The sequence below is a fragment of the Fructilactobacillus sp. X3R5C2 genome, assembly GCF_059901175.1.
In genome coordinates this window covers 92721-109791 of the sequence record NZ_JBWXVC010000001.1, presented here as the reverse complement: position 1 = coordinate 109791, position 17071 = coordinate 92721, and the positions used below count along the sequence as shown (strand labels likewise).

Annotated in this window: 16 protein-coding genes; 2 read left to right on the top strand and 14 right to left on the bottom strand. The window is 35.8% G+C overall.

Annotation, left to right across the window (positions count from 1 at the left end; genetic code table 11):
- Positions 1-130 precede the first annotated feature (130 nt).
- The 14 genes from AC6UD4_RS00500 to AC6UD4_RS00435 form a co-directional block, all read right to left on the bottom strand.
- Positions 131-1468 carry a DUF6056 family protein gene (locus AC6UD4_RS00500; protein ID WP_500693343.1) on the bottom strand — a complete coding sequence of 446 codons (1338 nt, stop codon included), beginning with the start codon at positions 1466-1468 and terminating at the stop codon, positions 131-133.
- Between the two features lie 115 nt (positions 1469-1583).
- Positions 1584-2342: an NADP-dependent (R)-specific alcohol dehydrogenase gene (locus AC6UD4_RS00495; RefSeq protein ID WP_500693342.1), complete on the bottom strand. Its 759-nt coding sequence runs from the start codon at positions 2340-2342 to the stop codon at positions 1584-1586.
- 115 nt (positions 2343-2457) lie between these two features.
- The gene (locus AC6UD4_RS00490) at positions 2458-2901 is read right to left on the bottom strand and encodes an aggregation-promoting factor C-terminal-like domain-containing protein (RefSeq protein ID WP_500693341.1); all 444 of its coding nucleotides are present in this window, start codon (positions 2899-2901) and stop codon (positions 2458-2460) included.
- A gap of 132 nt (positions 2902-3033) precedes the next feature.
- Positions 3034-3813, bottom strand: coding sequence for an SDR family oxidoreductase (locus tag AC6UD4_RS00485; RefSeq protein WP_500693340.1), 780 nt, complete (start codon positions 3811-3813; stop codon positions 3034-3036).
- 82 nt (positions 3814-3895) lie between these two features.
- Positions 3896-5317 (bottom strand): oligosaccharide flippase family protein, encoded by a 1422-nt coding sequence (locus AC6UD4_RS00480; protein WP_500693339.1) that lies wholly within the window; start codon positions 5315-5317, stop codon positions 3896-3898.
- A 2-nt stretch (positions 5318-5319) separates the two neighbouring features.
- Positions 5320-6435, bottom strand: a complete 1116-nt coding sequence (glf, locus tag AC6UD4_RS00475) for a UDP-galactopyranose mutase (RefSeq protein WP_500693338.1) — start codon at positions 6433-6435, stop codon at positions 5320-5322.
- Between the two features lie 177 nt (positions 6436-6612).
- The gene (locus AC6UD4_RS00470) at positions 6613-7506 is read right to left on the bottom strand and encodes a glycosyltransferase family 2 protein (protein ID WP_500693337.1); all 894 of its coding nucleotides are present in this window, start codon (positions 7504-7506) and stop codon (positions 6613-6615) included.
- Between the two features lie 9 nt (positions 7507-7515).
- A complete protein-coding gene (locus AC6UD4_RS00465; protein WP_500693336.1) occupies positions 7516-8571 on the bottom strand; it encodes a glycosyltransferase in 1056 nt (351 codons plus the stop codon).
- A gap of 12 nt (positions 8572-8583) precedes the next feature.
- Entirely contained in the window at positions 8584-9642 is a 1059-nt protein-coding gene (locus tag AC6UD4_RS00460) for a glycosyltransferase (RefSeq protein WP_500693335.1), read from the bottom strand.
- A gap of 16 nt (positions 9643-9658) precedes the next feature.
- Positions 9659-10495, bottom strand: a complete 837-nt coding sequence (locus tag AC6UD4_RS00455; protein WP_500698956.1) for a GT-D fold domain-containing glycosyltransferase — start codon at positions 10493-10495, stop codon at positions 9659-9661.
- A 9-nt stretch (positions 10496-10504) separates the two neighbouring features.
- Complete coding sequence (locus AC6UD4_RS00450; protein WP_500693333.1) at positions 10505-11467, bottom strand: glycosyltransferase family 2 protein; 963 nt, start codon at positions 11465-11467, stop codon at positions 10505-10507.
- A gap of 16 nt (positions 11468-11483) precedes the next feature.
- Complete coding sequence (locus AC6UD4_RS00445; RefSeq protein ID WP_500693332.1) at positions 11484-12269, bottom strand: DUF4422 domain-containing protein; 786 nt, start codon at positions 12267-12269, stop codon at positions 11484-11486.
- A 12-nt stretch (positions 12270-12281) separates the two neighbouring features.
- Positions 12282-12947 (bottom strand): sugar transferase, encoded by a 666-nt coding sequence (locus tag AC6UD4_RS00440; RefSeq protein WP_500693331.1) that lies wholly within the window; start codon positions 12945-12947, stop codon positions 12282-12284.
- 93 nt (positions 12948-13040) lie between these two features.
- Positions 13041-14018 (bottom strand): LCP family protein, encoded by a 978-nt coding sequence (locus AC6UD4_RS00435; protein WP_500693330.1) that lies wholly within the window; start codon positions 14016-14018, stop codon positions 13041-13043.
- A 172-nt stretch (positions 14019-14190) separates the two neighbouring features.
- Between AC6UD4_RS00435 and greA the strand changes: the two genes are divergently transcribed.
- Positions 14191-14679 carry a transcription elongation factor GreA gene (gene greA, locus AC6UD4_RS00430; RefSeq protein WP_500693329.1) on the top strand — a complete coding sequence of 163 codons (489 nt, stop codon included), beginning with the start codon at positions 14191-14193 and terminating at the stop codon, positions 14677-14679.
- Positions 14680-14841: 162 nt separating this feature from the next.
- Positions 14842-16983, top strand: coding sequence for an ATP-dependent Clp protease ATP-binding subunit (locus AC6UD4_RS00425; RefSeq protein ID WP_500693328.1), 2142 nt, complete (start codon positions 14842-14844; stop codon positions 16981-16983).
- Positions 16984-17071: the final 88 nt, after the last annotated feature.

Below are 17071 nucleotides of genomic sequence, written 5' to 3'. Positions count from 1 at the left end.
TTCACAAAACTCAAGTTAAACGAATCGTAGTAATGGCAGTGGTAATGATCATCCTGGTCATCGCTGGTATTTACGCAATTTTAACGAAATAATTAAGAAAAAGACGACTGATTAGTCGTCTTTTTTCAGATTAATAATTTCCAGCTACTTTAATACTTTTAGCTTTAAACATATGAGCATAACATGTGTTTTGCCAATCGTTTGGATTATCAGAGAGAATATCCCATAAACCATAATCCGAGTACGGAACACTATTTATTTTCGGCACAGTAATGTTTCCATTATTTTTCTTATTTTTTAGTTTAGTTTTAATCATATCTTGTTGTTGCAATAGCTCCATATCCGTTTTATATGAGAGAATGAATCCAGTACTTAAAGTTAATAATACATATCCACACAAACAAACTACAAAAGAATTTATCACTATTTTTATTAAATCATTATTAGACGACAATGGTATTAACTGAACAATGGCAATAATCAATAGCATCGTTCCAAAAAAGTAGCATCTTGATTGATCAACAGATTCAGGAGATAGTAATAATGCATAAAATGTAATAAGTGCTGAAATAAACAAAATACAACTACTTAAAATTGCATAACGATTCTTAACTAAATAAATATTAATAAATAGAACAATAATAAAGATAATAAGCAAAGGAAGAATATGTTGAAGAATATATTGATTAATTGTGGGAATATTAGTGGCAATCTTTTGAATAAATGATTTATTCAAAAAGCTTTGATCTCTGGACCTTCCTCGAACCATATTACCTGGAGCAATGAGCAACATTACATAACCAAAAACATAAGCAATCAATGAGATAACTTTTTTAACATTTAATCCTTTATATTTCTGAGTTGAAATTAACGTTAATCCAATAAGCAGAACAATTATTCCAATTCCAAGATTTTCATTACACCAACCTGCGACTATCCCCAGAACAATTAACAAAATACTATAAGAAATATTTCTTAATTTACTCGTATTGTTTTTATATTGAATCCACAAAATAACAAACAGTAAATTTATTATTCCAGTCCATAAATAATTCCCCGAAATTGCTCTGTATAGGAAATTAAGTGAGAAATTTGGGAAAAAAGCAAAAATCATTGCGACTATTAAGATGTACTTTAAATTTTTGTGCTTTGTATTGCCCGAAAACTTAAATGTTAGAACCAACATAAGTAATGGGAGAAGGATAAAAATTAAAGCATTAACTAGTCCATAAATTGATGGTGGTAAATTCACAAGAATTCTATAAAATGTTTGACCTACAAACCTTCCATTCCACACAAACCAATCATTTATTCCACTATGTAAAATTTCACTAGGACTCATCCTAACTGCTAAAGCATCATCTGAAAATAATGGAGTAATCATTCCCCAAAACGACACTAAGATAAACAAACAAACTGAAACAATTAATATAAAATACTTTTTACAAAAAGACACTATATTATCCATAGATAATTCACCTCATAATATAGATATTATAATTGTATCATAAGAAAAAATATCAAAATACAGAAAAAAGGGCTATACACATAGCATAGTCCTTTCATTCTCGTTTTAATAAATCTTATTGAGCCGTGTAGCCACCATCGACCACTAACTCACTACCAGTCGTGAATTCAGATTCATCAGAAGCCAAGTAAACAGCTGCATATGCGATGTCTTCTGGTTTACCTAAGTGTCCCATTGGAGTTTTGGTTCTTTGTGACATGGCTTTCGCAAAGTCTGGTTTAACCATTGGAGTTTGAATATATCCAGGATGAACAGAGTTAATCCGAATATCATAATCTTTCAACGCACAATCAAGTGCCGCTGATTTGGACATCATACGAACTGCACCTTTAGAAGCATTGTAAGCGCCTAGGTTAGGATCACCAACTAATCCTTCAATCGACGACATGTTCACAATTGAAGCACCAACACCTTTATTCTTCATTTGTTTGATGCCTTCACGTATCCCATAAAAGACTCCGTCTAGATCGATGCTTAGAACTTTATGCCACTCTTCGGTTGTAGTATCTTCAATAGACTTACCAAGGGCAATTCCAGCGTTATTAATTAGGGTCGTTACCTGTCCGAAATCTTTTTTGGTTTCTTCAAAGACTTCTGGCCAACGGTCTGGATCAGAAACATCCTGTTTCATGAATTTTACAGTTCCAGGATACTTTTTATCAATCGATTCAACTGCTTCGCGTCCACGATCTTCATTACGTCCAGTAATCGTTACTTTAGCTCCTTCTTTAGCGAACATTTCAGCAATAGCATAGCCAATTCCTAGTGTTCCACCAGTAATGATTGCAACTTTGTTTTTTAATCTGTCTGTCATAATATATCCCTCCAATTACTTAGTCATTTACCGACTTAACTGTATCATGAACCCTTATAAACGCACACAAAAAGGCTCATGACTTTCATCATGAGCCTTCCGCGCTAAAACTAATTTAGTACCAGTTATTACTTTCCCAATGCTTCTTAGCATTTTGCCATGAACCATAACGATCATGAACGTAGTTGTCAGCAGTACGTTCTTGATTCTCCTTCGAGTAATCCCCGTGAAGGTAAGTCTTAGTCAATTGATACTTGCCATACACTTGTGGATTAGTTGGATTCTCAGCATGATACTCACCACGTGATTCATGATAAGCAATCCAATTCTTAGCTGTCATCTCTGACGGACTTAATTTCGACACTGAACTTTCTGATTTTATAACTTTGACAGGTTTATTGGCGTGTGGTGCTTTTCGAAATTTGACTAGCTTATTAACGGTGGTGTAGCGCGATGAATCAGCATTAACATTAGCGCGTGAACTATTTGCGACTGCTATGCCCGTGGTAAAAATAGCTGTAACACTAACTGCTGTGAGAATAATATGTTTCCACTCCATTTTGTTCCTCCTCTCAACAGTCAATACATTAAGGGGAAAAAATTTCAATAATATTAGTAAAATATTACACGGATGTTAAAAAACATTGCAGAAATCGGGATTTAGTATTATTAATTTCCGCAAGTCATTTTACTATTTTGTATTCATAAATGAAGTGTTATTGAGCTTCCCCGAATCGAGAATGGGCTCCCTTACGTCCTTTCCTTCAGTGCTTTCTGGGGAGATTTTCAAAATGTGACTTTTCAAGATTATCTTGGCAAATTCACATGGAGTAATTAATTTTTCGTTTGTTAAATGATACATCCCATATGGTAAATCACTTTGGATTACAAACAACATAAACTCCGCCAATCTTCGGGTATCGGTTACCTGCATTGGTTGGTTACTAGTCTTAATCTCACCACTTTTTAATAATTCATCAACAAATTTACTTCCATTTTCATCATATAGATTGGCCGTTCGAATCGTATAATATTTCGTACTAATTTCTTCGATGGCACGTTCTGCCATGCGTTTCTGCTTACCATACTCACTTATTGGATTGGGAATGTCCGTTATCTCATGTGATTTAGAATTATCATTTCCGTCAAACACTCGATTCGTACTGATATGGACTAACGTTGCATTCACATCTCTAGCGGCTAAAGCCACATACTGGGTGCCAAGAAAGTTCACGTTCTTATTGATGGTCTTACCCGGTTCCTTTTCGGCGTTAACAATGTCGGTGTATCCAACGCAATCAAAAACAACTTCTGGTTGATGGACCTGAAAATAATCCATTACTTGTTTCTGATTAGTTACATCAACTTCTTTTGAAGAAGGTGCATCAAATTCGATTTGTTTCTCATTTAGCAGATTTGCTAACGTTTGACCTAACTGACCAGTTGAACCCAGCACTAATACTTTCATCATAAAATCACTCCCATAAAAAAATAACGACGTGATGATCATTAGCTAATAATATTAACTAATAGATTAACACGTCGTTTCTTAATTATCTTTCTTTTATCTTTTTAATAGTAATATTAATAATATTAGGTCTTAAAATCAGTAACATAATGCTATAAATGATTATACCAAGTAAAACTTCAATAATTAAGTGGCTCCACGAGATATGAAGATATAGATTAAGACCGAATACGATAGCAAACATTAAAACTCCTGCAGTTAGATACTTCCAAAAGTCTCTGAATAAGTTTTTAAAACTAATTTCATCCTTAATTGCATATAATTGTACAGCAGTGACACTTGCTTCTGACAGAACCGTTGCAATAGTAGTTCCAATTGCTCCCCATAATAAAATTAAAGGAACGTTGGCAACAATGTTAATAACAGCTCCAATAATAACTGAATAATTGTAGGCCTTGTTTTGGTTGGTAGGAACCAGGTACTGAACTCCAATTGCATTACTCCAGGCGATCATAACCACTACAATAGATTCAATCATCATAAGTGGAATGACTTCTAAGAATCTTTTAGATAAGAATAATGGAACAAATGTTGGTGCAACAGCCGCAATTCCAAATGCAATTGGAATGGATAGCGCCGTAACAAACTCAAAGCTTTGATAAAGATAACCTTTAACCTTCTCATGTTTTCCATGCATAAAGGCATTTGCCACATGGGGAAGCATGACTGTTCCCGTTGCAGTGACAACGGCTAACGATAATTTAACAATCTTATCAGATTGATCAAAGTAACCAGCCGCAGTAACAGAAGTCATTGCTCCCAGCATCGTTTTATTAACCACTAAGTAAATTTGAGTGGCAATCTCAGGAATAAAAAGAACCATTGACGGCCAAAAATGCCTAAACCAGTGGAAATTTTGCCAATCTACTTTCCCTAAATATCCCTTTAAGCTTGGAAATAAAGTCAAATTTCCAATCAACAATGACATCGACAAAATAAATATGTATAGCCATAAGTCATTGTAAGATTTAACAAAAGAAAAAATACTAATAAGAGTTATTATCTTTACAACAAAGTTTCTTAGAACCGTAACTCTAAAATTCTCCACACCCTGGAAAAACCAAGAAATATCAAAAGCTGCCGCAAGCAATGAGAAAGATTGCGCAATATAATAACTATGATAACGATGAACGAGAGCTAAAAAAATAAAAAAGGCGATGTAAGCAATACCAATTGTTACTATTCGCATAAAGAATATTTCATAAAAAGTATTGGTTAGTTTTTGCTTATTGTTTCGCACATACGCAATCTGCCGATTACCGTAAAGTGCGACCCCAACACTTCCAAAAATAATGAAGTATTGGATATTAGCATTAGTATATGAATTAATTCCCACACCCTGTGGGCCTAAAATACGTGCCAAATAAGGTGTGGTTAACAAAGGAACTATTAATATAAATAGTTGATAGGAAGCATTATATAAATAGTTCTTAATTACTTTACCCAAATTTATTCACCAAATTCGTTTTTAACTAGTCTCAAAGCTGACATGATGGTTTGATCCATGTTGTAGTAACGATACTGACCTAAACGGCCACCAAAGACAACGTTTGGCGCATCTTTTTCAGCTAATTCTACGTAATTCTTGTACAAAGAACGATTCTTTTTATCATCGATTGGATAGTATGGTTCATCCCCACGATGCCAGGTCTTGGGATACTCATGAGTGATGACGGTCTTGTGTTTGTTACCCTTACCGAACTCAAAGTGCTTGTGTTCAATGACTCTGGTATATGGAGTTTCAGCATCAGTATAATTGACAACCGCATTTCCTTGATAATTGTCAACATCTTTCACTTCAGTATCAAACTTCAAACTCCGGTACTCCAGAGCTCCCAATTGATATTCAAAGAATTGATCAATCATTCCGGTAAAGATAATGCGCTTATCGGACTTTAGATATTCGTCCTTTTTATCAAAGAAGTCAGTGTTAGTTTTAACATCGATTAAGTCGCTAGCAAGCATTTTTTCGATAATTTGAGTGTATCCACCAATTGGAATTCCCTGGTATGGATCACTAAAGTAGTTGTTATCATAAATGAATCGCACTGGGATTCTTCTAATAATGAAAGCTGGAAGATCAGTGGCTTTTCTGCCCCACTGTTTCTCAGTGTAGCCCTTCACCAATTTTTCGTACAAGTCAGGACCCACTAGTGAGATAGCCTGTTCTTCCAGGTTAGTTGGCTTATCCGGAATATGGGCACTCCGCTTTTGTTCCTCAATCTTAGCCTTAGCTTCTTCTGGTGTTCTAACACCCCATAGTTTATTAAAGGTGTTCATGTTAAATGGCATGTTATAGATTTCGCCGTGGTAATTGGCAATGGGACTGTTAACGTAGTTGTTAAAGTCAGCAAATTGATGGACATAATCCCAGATGTCTTTCATTTTGGTATGAAAAATATGAGCTCCATATTCGTGAACTTGGATGCCCTCTACTTCCTTGGTATAGATATTGCCACCAACGTGATCACGTTTTTCGATCACCTCAACGTGATTTCCGCGTTTAGCAGCTTCGTATGCAAAGGTTGATCCAAATAATCCAGAACCAACAACTAAATAGTCCATTAACATTCATCCTTTCTCATAACAAATTATTCACGGCAATTGACACAAACTATAATAAAAACAAACAACAATAATCATGATAACACAGTAAATATATCTCTTTCATTTCTATTTTATATGACAAATTAACATGTTACATTAAAACAAAAAACATATCTAAGATACATAACTATTATTTTACTTAACACTTTCAATTGATGGATTAAAGAATAAACCTGCAAAAAATCCTTTAATAAGAATCCAAACTTTTTTTAATTTATGATCTGTTTTAGTAAATAAAATCTCAAAAGACACACAAATACGATCAATAAAATACTTAATTACTTTTTTAAATCCAGCTTTTTTACACATAAAGCATCGATTTCGTGTTTCATAATAGTATCTCCCAATTCTTTTATAATCATCCGTAATTATATTAGCGCCATTATTAGTTTTGGTATGATGAACAACTTGACTGTCCATTACAAAATAAGAGGGATACTTTTGAGAAACTCTCTGTGAAAATTCTGCATCATCTCCCCAAATGAAGAATTCTTTAATTGGAAGACCACAATTCTCAAGCGCCCTATTACTTACAAGCATAGAAACAAATGATGCTGCTTTTAGTTCAACAATGTCATCTTCAACTTTGCCATTCCAAACTCCATTTACAGTTGGAACATTCATTAACGCTGGCGATCCATCAGTCCAGACCACATCACTTGCCAAAAATCCAATATCATCGCTCAATAAATCAGTAGTGTTCATTAACTTCCCTAAAGACGAAGACTCAGGATAAGTATCATCATCCATTATCCAATAATAATCGTATGGACCAGATTTATGAGCATACTTTAAACCAGCATTAAACCCACCAGCACCACCAACGTTTTTCTCTAAATTTTTTACATGAAGATTTGATTTGGTTTGTTTTAACTGCTTTAAATAATTACTAGTACCATCATTACTATCATTATTAATAACATAAACATCAGTTACCGGATAATCCTGTTCATAAATCTTTTCCAATGAACCCCTTAGCAAGTCGAGTCTGTTATAAGTAACAAGAACTAAAGCTACTTTCTTATCCATATAATTCTCCTATTTAATAATTTCATTTACATCATTTACAAATCTATTAGAATATTCATTATCATACAAAAAACTAATAGAATTCTTTATTTCTTGCCCATTAAAGTGAACATCATCATCAATAAATTTTTTCAAATATTTTTGAAGCTTTTCATAATCTCCAATATCGTATAAATATCCATTCTTACCTTGTTTAATCATATCATTAGGTCCCGTAGGACAATCTGTCGATATACATGGGATTCCAAAACTTAATGCTTCAGCAAGAACCATAGGAAATCCTTCGTAGTTAGAATTTAGTAATAATACATTGGCTCGATTGATTTTACTCCATGGATCACTTGACCAACCCTTAAAAATAACTTTATTTTTTAAAGATTTACTACTATCAACAAACTTCTCTAGCTTTTCCATATCATTACCACTGCCATATACATCTAGTTCCCAATTGCCAGACGTTTTACTTAAAAGATTGATAAGAGGAAATAAATTCTTTTGATTTTTAGCTTCTAATCTCCCAATATATATGAACTTACATACTTTAGAGTCAGGGACAATGGTCTTTTTTTCTTTTTTAACTGGATTGTAAATTATCTGTATACTTGTTGGATTAACTCCAGCATGGATCATTTCATCTCTTATTCCAGATGAAATAACAAGATGATCATCTGCCATTTTAATCATCCATACCCGTTCTTTTAAACCGTTTTGAATTAAAGCAGTATGAATCCACGAAATAACTTTATACTTTTTTCTAAAAATAATTTTAACGTATTTTGCAAATAAAATTTGAACCGGATTAGTAATTATAAGTGCATCGCCATCATATGTAATAAGAAAATGCAAATATCTCATCAGACACAAAAACTTTGAGGACATATTTGTATAATTAGTCTTCAATCCTTTCAATTTATTTTCAAGATCATGAAATTCGAATCGATTATAGCCAAATAATGAAAGATCTAAGCTCTTAGTGATTAAATTATCATGCATAACATGGTCAATAACCGTTTCTACTCCACCTCTCCCAGATAAAGCGACGACGATTGTTACTTTATTTTTCAAATCAACACACCTCTAGTTAGAAAAGCCTTGTAAAGCTTTAATAAATCTATTTTCATAGTTTTGGGGGTAAGCAAAATCAACTGATTTCTTAATAGTTTCAGGATTAAAAGTTACATTATTGTCAATGATACTATTCAAATCTTGAATCATTGTTCCGTAATCACCTACAGGATATAGAAAACCATTTTTACCATTTATAATCATATCATTTGGTCCTGTTTTACAGTCAGACGAAACACAAGGTATGCCGAAACTCAACGCTTCAGCAAGAACCATAGGAAATCCTTCAAAATTAGAATTAAGTAATAGTGCATTGGCATACTTAATTTTTGTCCAGGGATCATTAGTCCAACCTTTAAATGAAATTCTACGTCTTAAATTTGCGTCATTGTTAACATAATCTTCTAATTGGTCTTTTTGTGGACCATCACCGTATATATCAAAAGTCCAATTTCCAGATAATTTATTTATATGTTTAACTAACGGAAGAAGGTTTTTTTGGCTTTCGGTTTCTAAACGACCAACGAATATAAATTTACAAACATTTGGATTAGGAAAAATAGTCCTATTTTTTTCAGACACAGGATTATATATAATCTGAATATTTTTAGGATCTACACCATTTTTAATCAATTCATTTTTAATTCCAGATGAAATCACTAAATGATAATCTGCCATAGCAACTCGCTTGACATTACTTTGAACAGATTTATTTCCTAACGAAAAATGCATCCAAGAAATTATTTTAAAATGCTTATTTAATATTTTTCTAATATAATAAGCAATCATTATCATGGTCTGATTGGTAATTATTAAAGCATCACCACTGAAGTTAATTAAAAAAGATATATATCTAATCGTACATAAGAATTTATTATTTAACTTAGTTTTGCTGATCTTATTAAATCCAGCAGAATCAATAAACTTTTTATATCGAACATTATCAAAAAGAAAAAGGTTTAAATTAAAAGAATCATTTATTTTTTTATCATTGCCGATAAATGACAAAACAGTTTCGGTACCACCATGCCCACTTAAAAAAGAGGCTGCAATAGTAATGTTCTTTTTCATTTTAAATCTCACTTTCTTAATTTTTTACTTCATTAACGGCTTTCCCATTAATTTTGGTTCTTTTTTTGTCTCCGTTTAAAAACCAAGTATACTCCACATCGAAATGTCCGATATCAAGAACCTGTTTGTTTAAGGTTTTAGTCAGGTCATACGAAAGAATGGTCGCCGTTGGTCCCAGTGCAACTAGGACTAAGTCTGGATTTTCTTTTATGATGAGGTCTTTCGACTGCGTCAAGATGTCATCATACTGTTCAAAAGCATTATGACTTGGACATTCCACCCTCAGAACCTTACTGGCACTTTCTAACAAATCGTTTCCCTGGCCAAAGTGAGTTTGGTTTCCCTCAATTACTAACACCTTTTTATTTGCGACATATTTCTTAAATTCATTAAAAACGTGCTTAGCAATGTTCTTATCTTTTAAGTCCATGTACGGACGCGTCACACTGGTATTATAGTAAGTCTTATTTCGATCTAAATCTTTGAGCCATTCTGAGCCATACTTTCCCATTTCACGTTCCCAGTACATGTCAGCGTTCATGATACTTGGATCTCTAAATGCTTGAGGAAGACCAATTCCATGACCATTAAGATTCGAGTGCAGCACTTCCAAAAGTCGTTTGCTTAATTCTTTTGAATCGCGTTCAAACGATTTCTGACCCGTCATGTTAATCCATTTAAACTCGCCATCACCAAATCGGCTAAGGGAAATATGATACCTAGTAATCGCATCGATGGTTTGTTCAATGGACTTAACTTTCAAAGCTTGAAATTGTTTCTTATATTTAATTTGATAGATTGGGATGTAAAGAGCGTCGTTAAACGCCTTATACATAAAAGATTTTAAGTTCAAATCTATTTCTCACTTTCGTTTTGAATACAACTTAATGTAAGTCTTGGGCATCATGAAAGCCAAAATAATTGCAACAACATACTTCTTGCTCAATTCCTTTAAATCGGACGAACTAATTAAAGGTCGCAAGATCAAACGCTGCGATTGAGCGTCCCAATTCGGATTATTCAAGATGTTGCGGTGAACGTAAAACAAGTCAATCCGCGCCTTGAAGCTTCTGAAGTATTTCGCTAATTCTGGGTGGTTTGCGATTAATTTATCGACCTTATCAATGTACTCATTACACTTATCAAGTAATTGAGGATCATATGTATTCGTAGTAGATCCCTCGTGCTTGTTCAATAAATACATTGGTTGATTAATGTAGCCAATCTGTTCCCGATTAATCGACAACAGGTACTGAAGTACAAACAAACTGTCTTCAAAAAAGTTCTTGTTGCTCATCTTAATCTGATTTTTATCAATAATGGCTTTAACAAAAATCTTATTCCAAAGGCCGACGTCCATTTCTTGGTTCTTAGTCAGGTAATCCCCAAGCAGCTGAGCATCACTAGTAGCATCCTCCATTACCGAATGATCCTCAACCTCGACCCGACCATTCGGAAATTTCTTCTCGATTCCCGCAATTACTAGTTGCCTATCTTGAATCTTCTCACCCATCGCTTGAATGTATCCGGGTAAATATTCATCATCATCATCAGAAAACATGATGTATTTCCCGGCAGCATGACTAAGCCCCTTGTTTCTGGCCTCAGCTTGATACTGATGGTCAGTATAAAAAAGATGGATGCTCTTGTGATGGAGCATCCGTGACTTGATAATATTTACAGTGTCGTCGGAGGATCCATCATCAATAACTAAAAGCTCAAAGCTAAAATCGGTTTTCTGATTGAAAATCGAATCAATGGCGTTTCCAATTGATTTTTCCGAATTAAAACTGGGCATGATGATACTAATGTCATAGTCAGTCATTAATGGACTCCTCTTTCTAGTAATGCGTTTCGTCTTTTCCGACGTTACTGGAGAACTTTCGTTTTACAAAGCCCCACGCCTTTTTAACTAAATGACGATCGCCGATTTGAATCCAGTTGCATTCGATATATTTAACGTGATTTTTATTAATCCAAACGTCCATCAAAACTTCGGATAAATAACCGAAGACCCGCGCTTCTTGAACCGAATAATTGGAAATGTCAATTCGTTTTTCGACGTTAAACAGAATGTTAAAGAGCCATTTACAATAGTCGTCAAAGTAATTTGTTTTCATGATGAACATGTTAAACATGTGGGCTGAACGACTGTGCATGACCTGGTCAAAACTGGCTAAGTAATCGGGATCGATTTCTGAAATGACCTGACGAGTCTCCTCTAACGGCTCTTTGTAGTGAGAGTGCACATAATGCGAATAAATGGTTTCAACGACATAGTACCGTCTTCGTGGCAACACGACTGGAGCCTTTTCTAGCATCCTTTCGGCCTGCTCCTTAGTTAGCACCTTATCAAGCGAACGATCAAGGTGTTTGCTGAAAAGACGACGATAGTGGACTAGTCCAATCGCGTCAACGTCATGTAAGTTCTTCCATGCCCAGTAAACAGCAGTTAATTCATTGTAATTGGGATTTTTGGCCGAGATGTTGTCACCTTGATTATCCAGTTGAAAACCCTTTTGGCCCTTGTAATTTTTGTCAGCACCAACCAAAACTGGTCGGTACAAATCTTGATCTTTTGGCATCGGCGCATCTTTATGGGACGCCACCAAAATTGCAATTTTCATCCTTCAACCTCTTTAATAAGCAGCGTTTGGAACCACCATAATCTGAACCGTCTTGCATATGATCTTCAGATCAAACCAGAAACCACTGTTCATAATGTAGACGATGTCCAAATAAACCATGTCATCAAAACCGACGTTATTTCTCCCCGTCACCTGCCACAAACCAGTACAGCCAGGTTTGACTAACAGTCTCTGGCGGTCATAGTCCGTGTATTCGGCGACTTCTTTTGGAAGCGGTGGACGCGGTCCCACTAGTGACATTTCACCAATTAAGACGTTCACTAACTGAGGCAGTTCGTCTAAACTATACTTTCGAATGAAACGTCCGACTTTGGTAACTCGGGGGTCATCCTTCATCTTAAACATGGCCCCGTCAACTTCATTAAATTTTTTAAGTTCAGCTAATTTTTTGTCAGCGTTAGGGATCATCGACCGAAACTTATACATGTTGAAGACGTCCCCATTACAACCAACTCGTTTTTGCGTGTAAAAAACCTTACCATGAGACCCATCACACTTGATTAGAATGCTAAGCACTAAGAATAAAGGACTTAGTAAGATAAGCCCAATTAGACTGGCAGTGATGTCAAATATTCTTTTACACGTAAAGTAGACTGGGCGATTCTGGACTTTTTTGGGATCAAGCCAGATCGTCTTTCTCTTTAGGTTCTCTTCCATTCATCATGACTCCCTCATACTTAGTTCTAATTACCCTTTACGCTAAAATGTTCTCCTCATAAACTTAGGAGAACATCTCGTTGCTATTTAAATCTAGTGATAAGCTGCGGTTCCAGTCTTAGCGGCAGGCAAACCTAGATTCTTCCGAATAAAGTTGGTAGTCTGTTGCAATTGACTTTCCGTTGGCACCTGCATTGCTGAGTTCTCAATCATCTGGTTTTCACCCTGAAGATGATTATCAACAAAGTCACCGTGTTCTCGGTAACTAGTAGCAAGTTTCGTCAAATCACTTGAGTCCAAATCAGTCTGACTGGACTTGGCAATTGAACTAATGAAGTCGTTGTTCATGAGATGTGATACCGAACCACCCTTAGCTGCAATTGCTTGAAGAACCTGACGTTGCCGCATTGTTCTTCCGTAATCACCAGCTGGGTCAGAATATCTCATTCTTGAATAAGAAAGTGCTTCTTTTCCGTCCATCTTAGTTGGTTGACCTTTCTTGAAGTTATAGCCTTCATAACTAAAGGACAACGTTGGTGTGATAGTCACTCCACCTACTTGGTCAACGATTTCCTTTAAGCCACCCATGTTAATTAAGACATAGAAATCAATTGGAACGTTTAACAGTTTTTCAACGGTCTTAATGGCGGTCCCAGCACTTCCGTAAGTGTAAGCGGCATTAATCTTAGATGGTGAATACTGTGGGTATCCGGGAATATTAACGGCAGTATCACGTGGGATACTTGTGAGCGTCATTTTCTTGGTCTCTGGATTAAGGGTGGCAACCATTAAAGTATCGGTTCGACCTTTATAATCACGATCAAGAGCACCCGTATCAGTCCCAAGTAATAGGATTGAAATTGGTTTTTTATGATTTAACAGCGCGTCAGTATCTCGTTGTTTCTTGATTCCTGCACTCTTATAAGCTTTGTTAATTTCATTTGATGCAGATTTATACTTGTAAGCACCATATCCTAAAAACGCTAAAACAATCGCTACGATCACGATCACAACTAGAATAATGATGTTACGAGTCTTATGAGATTTCTTCTCCATGTGACGGCTTCTCATATTATTTCTCCTTAGAATAAAATCGATTTTGAATTAATCATAGTGTAATAATATCATAAGCTGCTAACGATGAAAACTTTATAAGGCAATAAGTTACCTTTTGTTACCATTATTTAAACTACATTATGTTAAAATTTGGGCGAAAATAGGAAAAAGACTGAGGTGAACTAAGTTGGCGACATACTTTAATAAAATGACACGCAACGGCTACAAACAGATTCAAAATGAAATCAAAAAGCTTCAAAAAAAGCGTCCGGGAAAAATCCAAGCCTTACACGATGCCGCTGCTCTGGGTGACCGTTCTGAAAACGCGGAATACAGTACCTCTAAAAGAGAGCTCCATCGATTAGAAAGTCGCTTGCGTTATTTTAGAAAACAGGAACAATATGCCGAGATTGTTAGAAAACCTGATAATGACCGAATCGGCATTGGTAGCGAGGTCAAAGTGCAATTTTTAGAAGACGGTGATTTAGATTCCTTCCTTATTGTTGGGAAACAAGAAGCTGAATTCTCTAAATTAGATGAAAACAAAATTTTTTACGATTCTCCGCTTGGAAAATCATTACTAGGTCATCATCTTAATGAAACAATTTCAGTAAAAGCCCCCGAAGTAAACTATAAATTAAAAATCTTGCAAATCGGCACCAGTCAAGGGAAATAGTTTGACCAACGTTGACCAAACCCGGTAGATATGAGCTAATTACTATGCATTCAATTCAAAACTGGTATAATTAGAATTGGAACTTGAGATATGTTCCTATTGTTTATCTTATGTAGTTATAAACTCACCAAGTGGTGAAAATAGGAAAGAGGGAAATTGCACATGGCAGACAATTTTGGAAATGATCCATTCGGAAACGGAATGGACGATTTATTTAATAGTCTAATGAATGGAGGAATGGGTCAAAACCCTAATGCTCGTTACGTTGTTAACGGTCACGAACTTACTCCTGAAGAAGTTGAAGCAATGAGAAAATCAGGTCAAATTCCTGGTCGTCGTGGTAGAAACGGCGGAGGCAACAACGCCAAGCAACAAAAGAAAGCCGAAAGTTACTTGGACAAAGTTGGCCGAAATCTAACTGATGAAGCTAAACAAGGTTTACTTGACCCAGTTATTGGACGTGACAAAGAAATTCAAGAAACCGCTGAAATTTTGAGTCGTCGTATCAAAAATAACCCAATTTTAGTTGGTGACGCTGGTGTTGGTAAGACTGCCATCGTTGAAGGTTTAGCTCAAAAGATCGTTAAGGGTGATGTCCCTGGCGCAATCAAAGACAAGCAAATCATTTCAATCGATTTATCTTCTCTTGAAGCCGGTACTCAATACCGTGGTTCATACGAAGAAAATATTCAAAAATTAATCAAAGAAGTTGAAGAACGTAAAAACGTTATTCTATTCTTTGATGAAATTCATCAAATCGTCGGTGCCGGTGCTTCTGGTGACGAATCTGGAAGCAAAGGGTTAGCTGACATGATCAAACCAGCTTTGAGTCGTGGTGAAATCTCAGTTATTGGTGCCACTACTCAAGACGAATACAGAAACACCATTATGAAAGACTCTGCACTTGCACGTCGTTTCAATGACGTTACCGTTGACGCTCCAAGTAAAGCTACTACCCTTGAAATCTTGAAGGGCATCAAGAAAGCTTACGAAGACCATCACCAAGTTACCTTACCTGACGATGTTTTAAAAGCTGCCGTTGACTACTCAGTTCAATACATCCCTCAACGTTCATTACCTGACAAGGCCATTGACTTGATCGATATGACCGCTGCTCACTTAGCCGCAAAGCACCCTGTTACTGACAAGGTTACCCTTGAAAGTGAATTAAAGGACGCTAAGAAGGAAAAAGAAGACGCAGCTAAAGCTGAAAAGTACGAAGACGCAGCTAAGGCTAAGACTAAGATCGAAGATATCGAAAAGAAACTTAAGAGTGACGACACTAACACTGACCGTCCTGTTGCAAAGGTATCTGACATTGCCGACTCAGTTGAAAGATTAACTGGTATTCCAGTTTCACAAATGAGTGCTAACGACCTTGAAAGATTGAAAGGCATGGACACTCGACTTAAGGGCCGTGTTATTGGACAAGACCAAGCTGTTGACTTAGTTGTTAACGCTATCCGTAGAAACCGTGCCGGATTTGACGAAGGTAACCGTCCAATCGGTTCATTCTTATTCGTTGGACCTACTGGTGTTGGTAAAACTGAATTAGTTAAGCAATTGGCTAAAGACATGTTCAACGATGAAAACTCAATCATCAGACTTGATATGTCAGAATACCAAGATGTAACTGCTGTATCCAAGATGATTGGTACTTCAGCTGGTTACGTTGGTTACGGTGACAATGGTAATACCCTTACTGAACAAGTAAGAAGAAACCCATACTCAATCGTATTGCTTGATGAAATTGAAAAGGCTAACCCACAAGTAATTACCCTATTACTTCAAGTTATGGACGATGGTCGTTTGACTGATGGTCAAGGTAACGTGGTCGACTTTAAGAACACCGTTATCATTGCTACTTCAAACGCCGGATTCGGAAACGATTCGATGAGCAAGAACAACAAGAAGGACATGTCAATTATGGACCGTTTGGCTCCATACTTCAGACCTGAATTCTTGAACCGATTCAATGCCATTGTTGAGTTCTCACACTTGACTAAGGAAGACTTAAGCAAGATTGTTGATCTTATGATCGGTAACTTAAACGACACCTTAGCTCAAAAAGACATGGAACTTTACGTAACTCCAGATGCTAAGAAATGGTTGATGGATCAAGGTTACGACGAAGCCATGGGTGCTCGTCCATTACGTCGAGTAATCGAACAACAATTAAGAGATAAGATTGCAATGTACTACTTGGATCACCAAGATGTAAAACACCTTAAGGCTGATCTTAGAAAAGACACCATCGAAATCACTAAGAATACTGACAAGACTAAACTTGCTAGTGGTGACTAATTAAGTTAGTTATATTTTTAAAAACATCTACTAATTCTGGTAGATGTTTTTTTGTGCCCAAAATCTTTTTCTTAAGATTTGCTGAAAC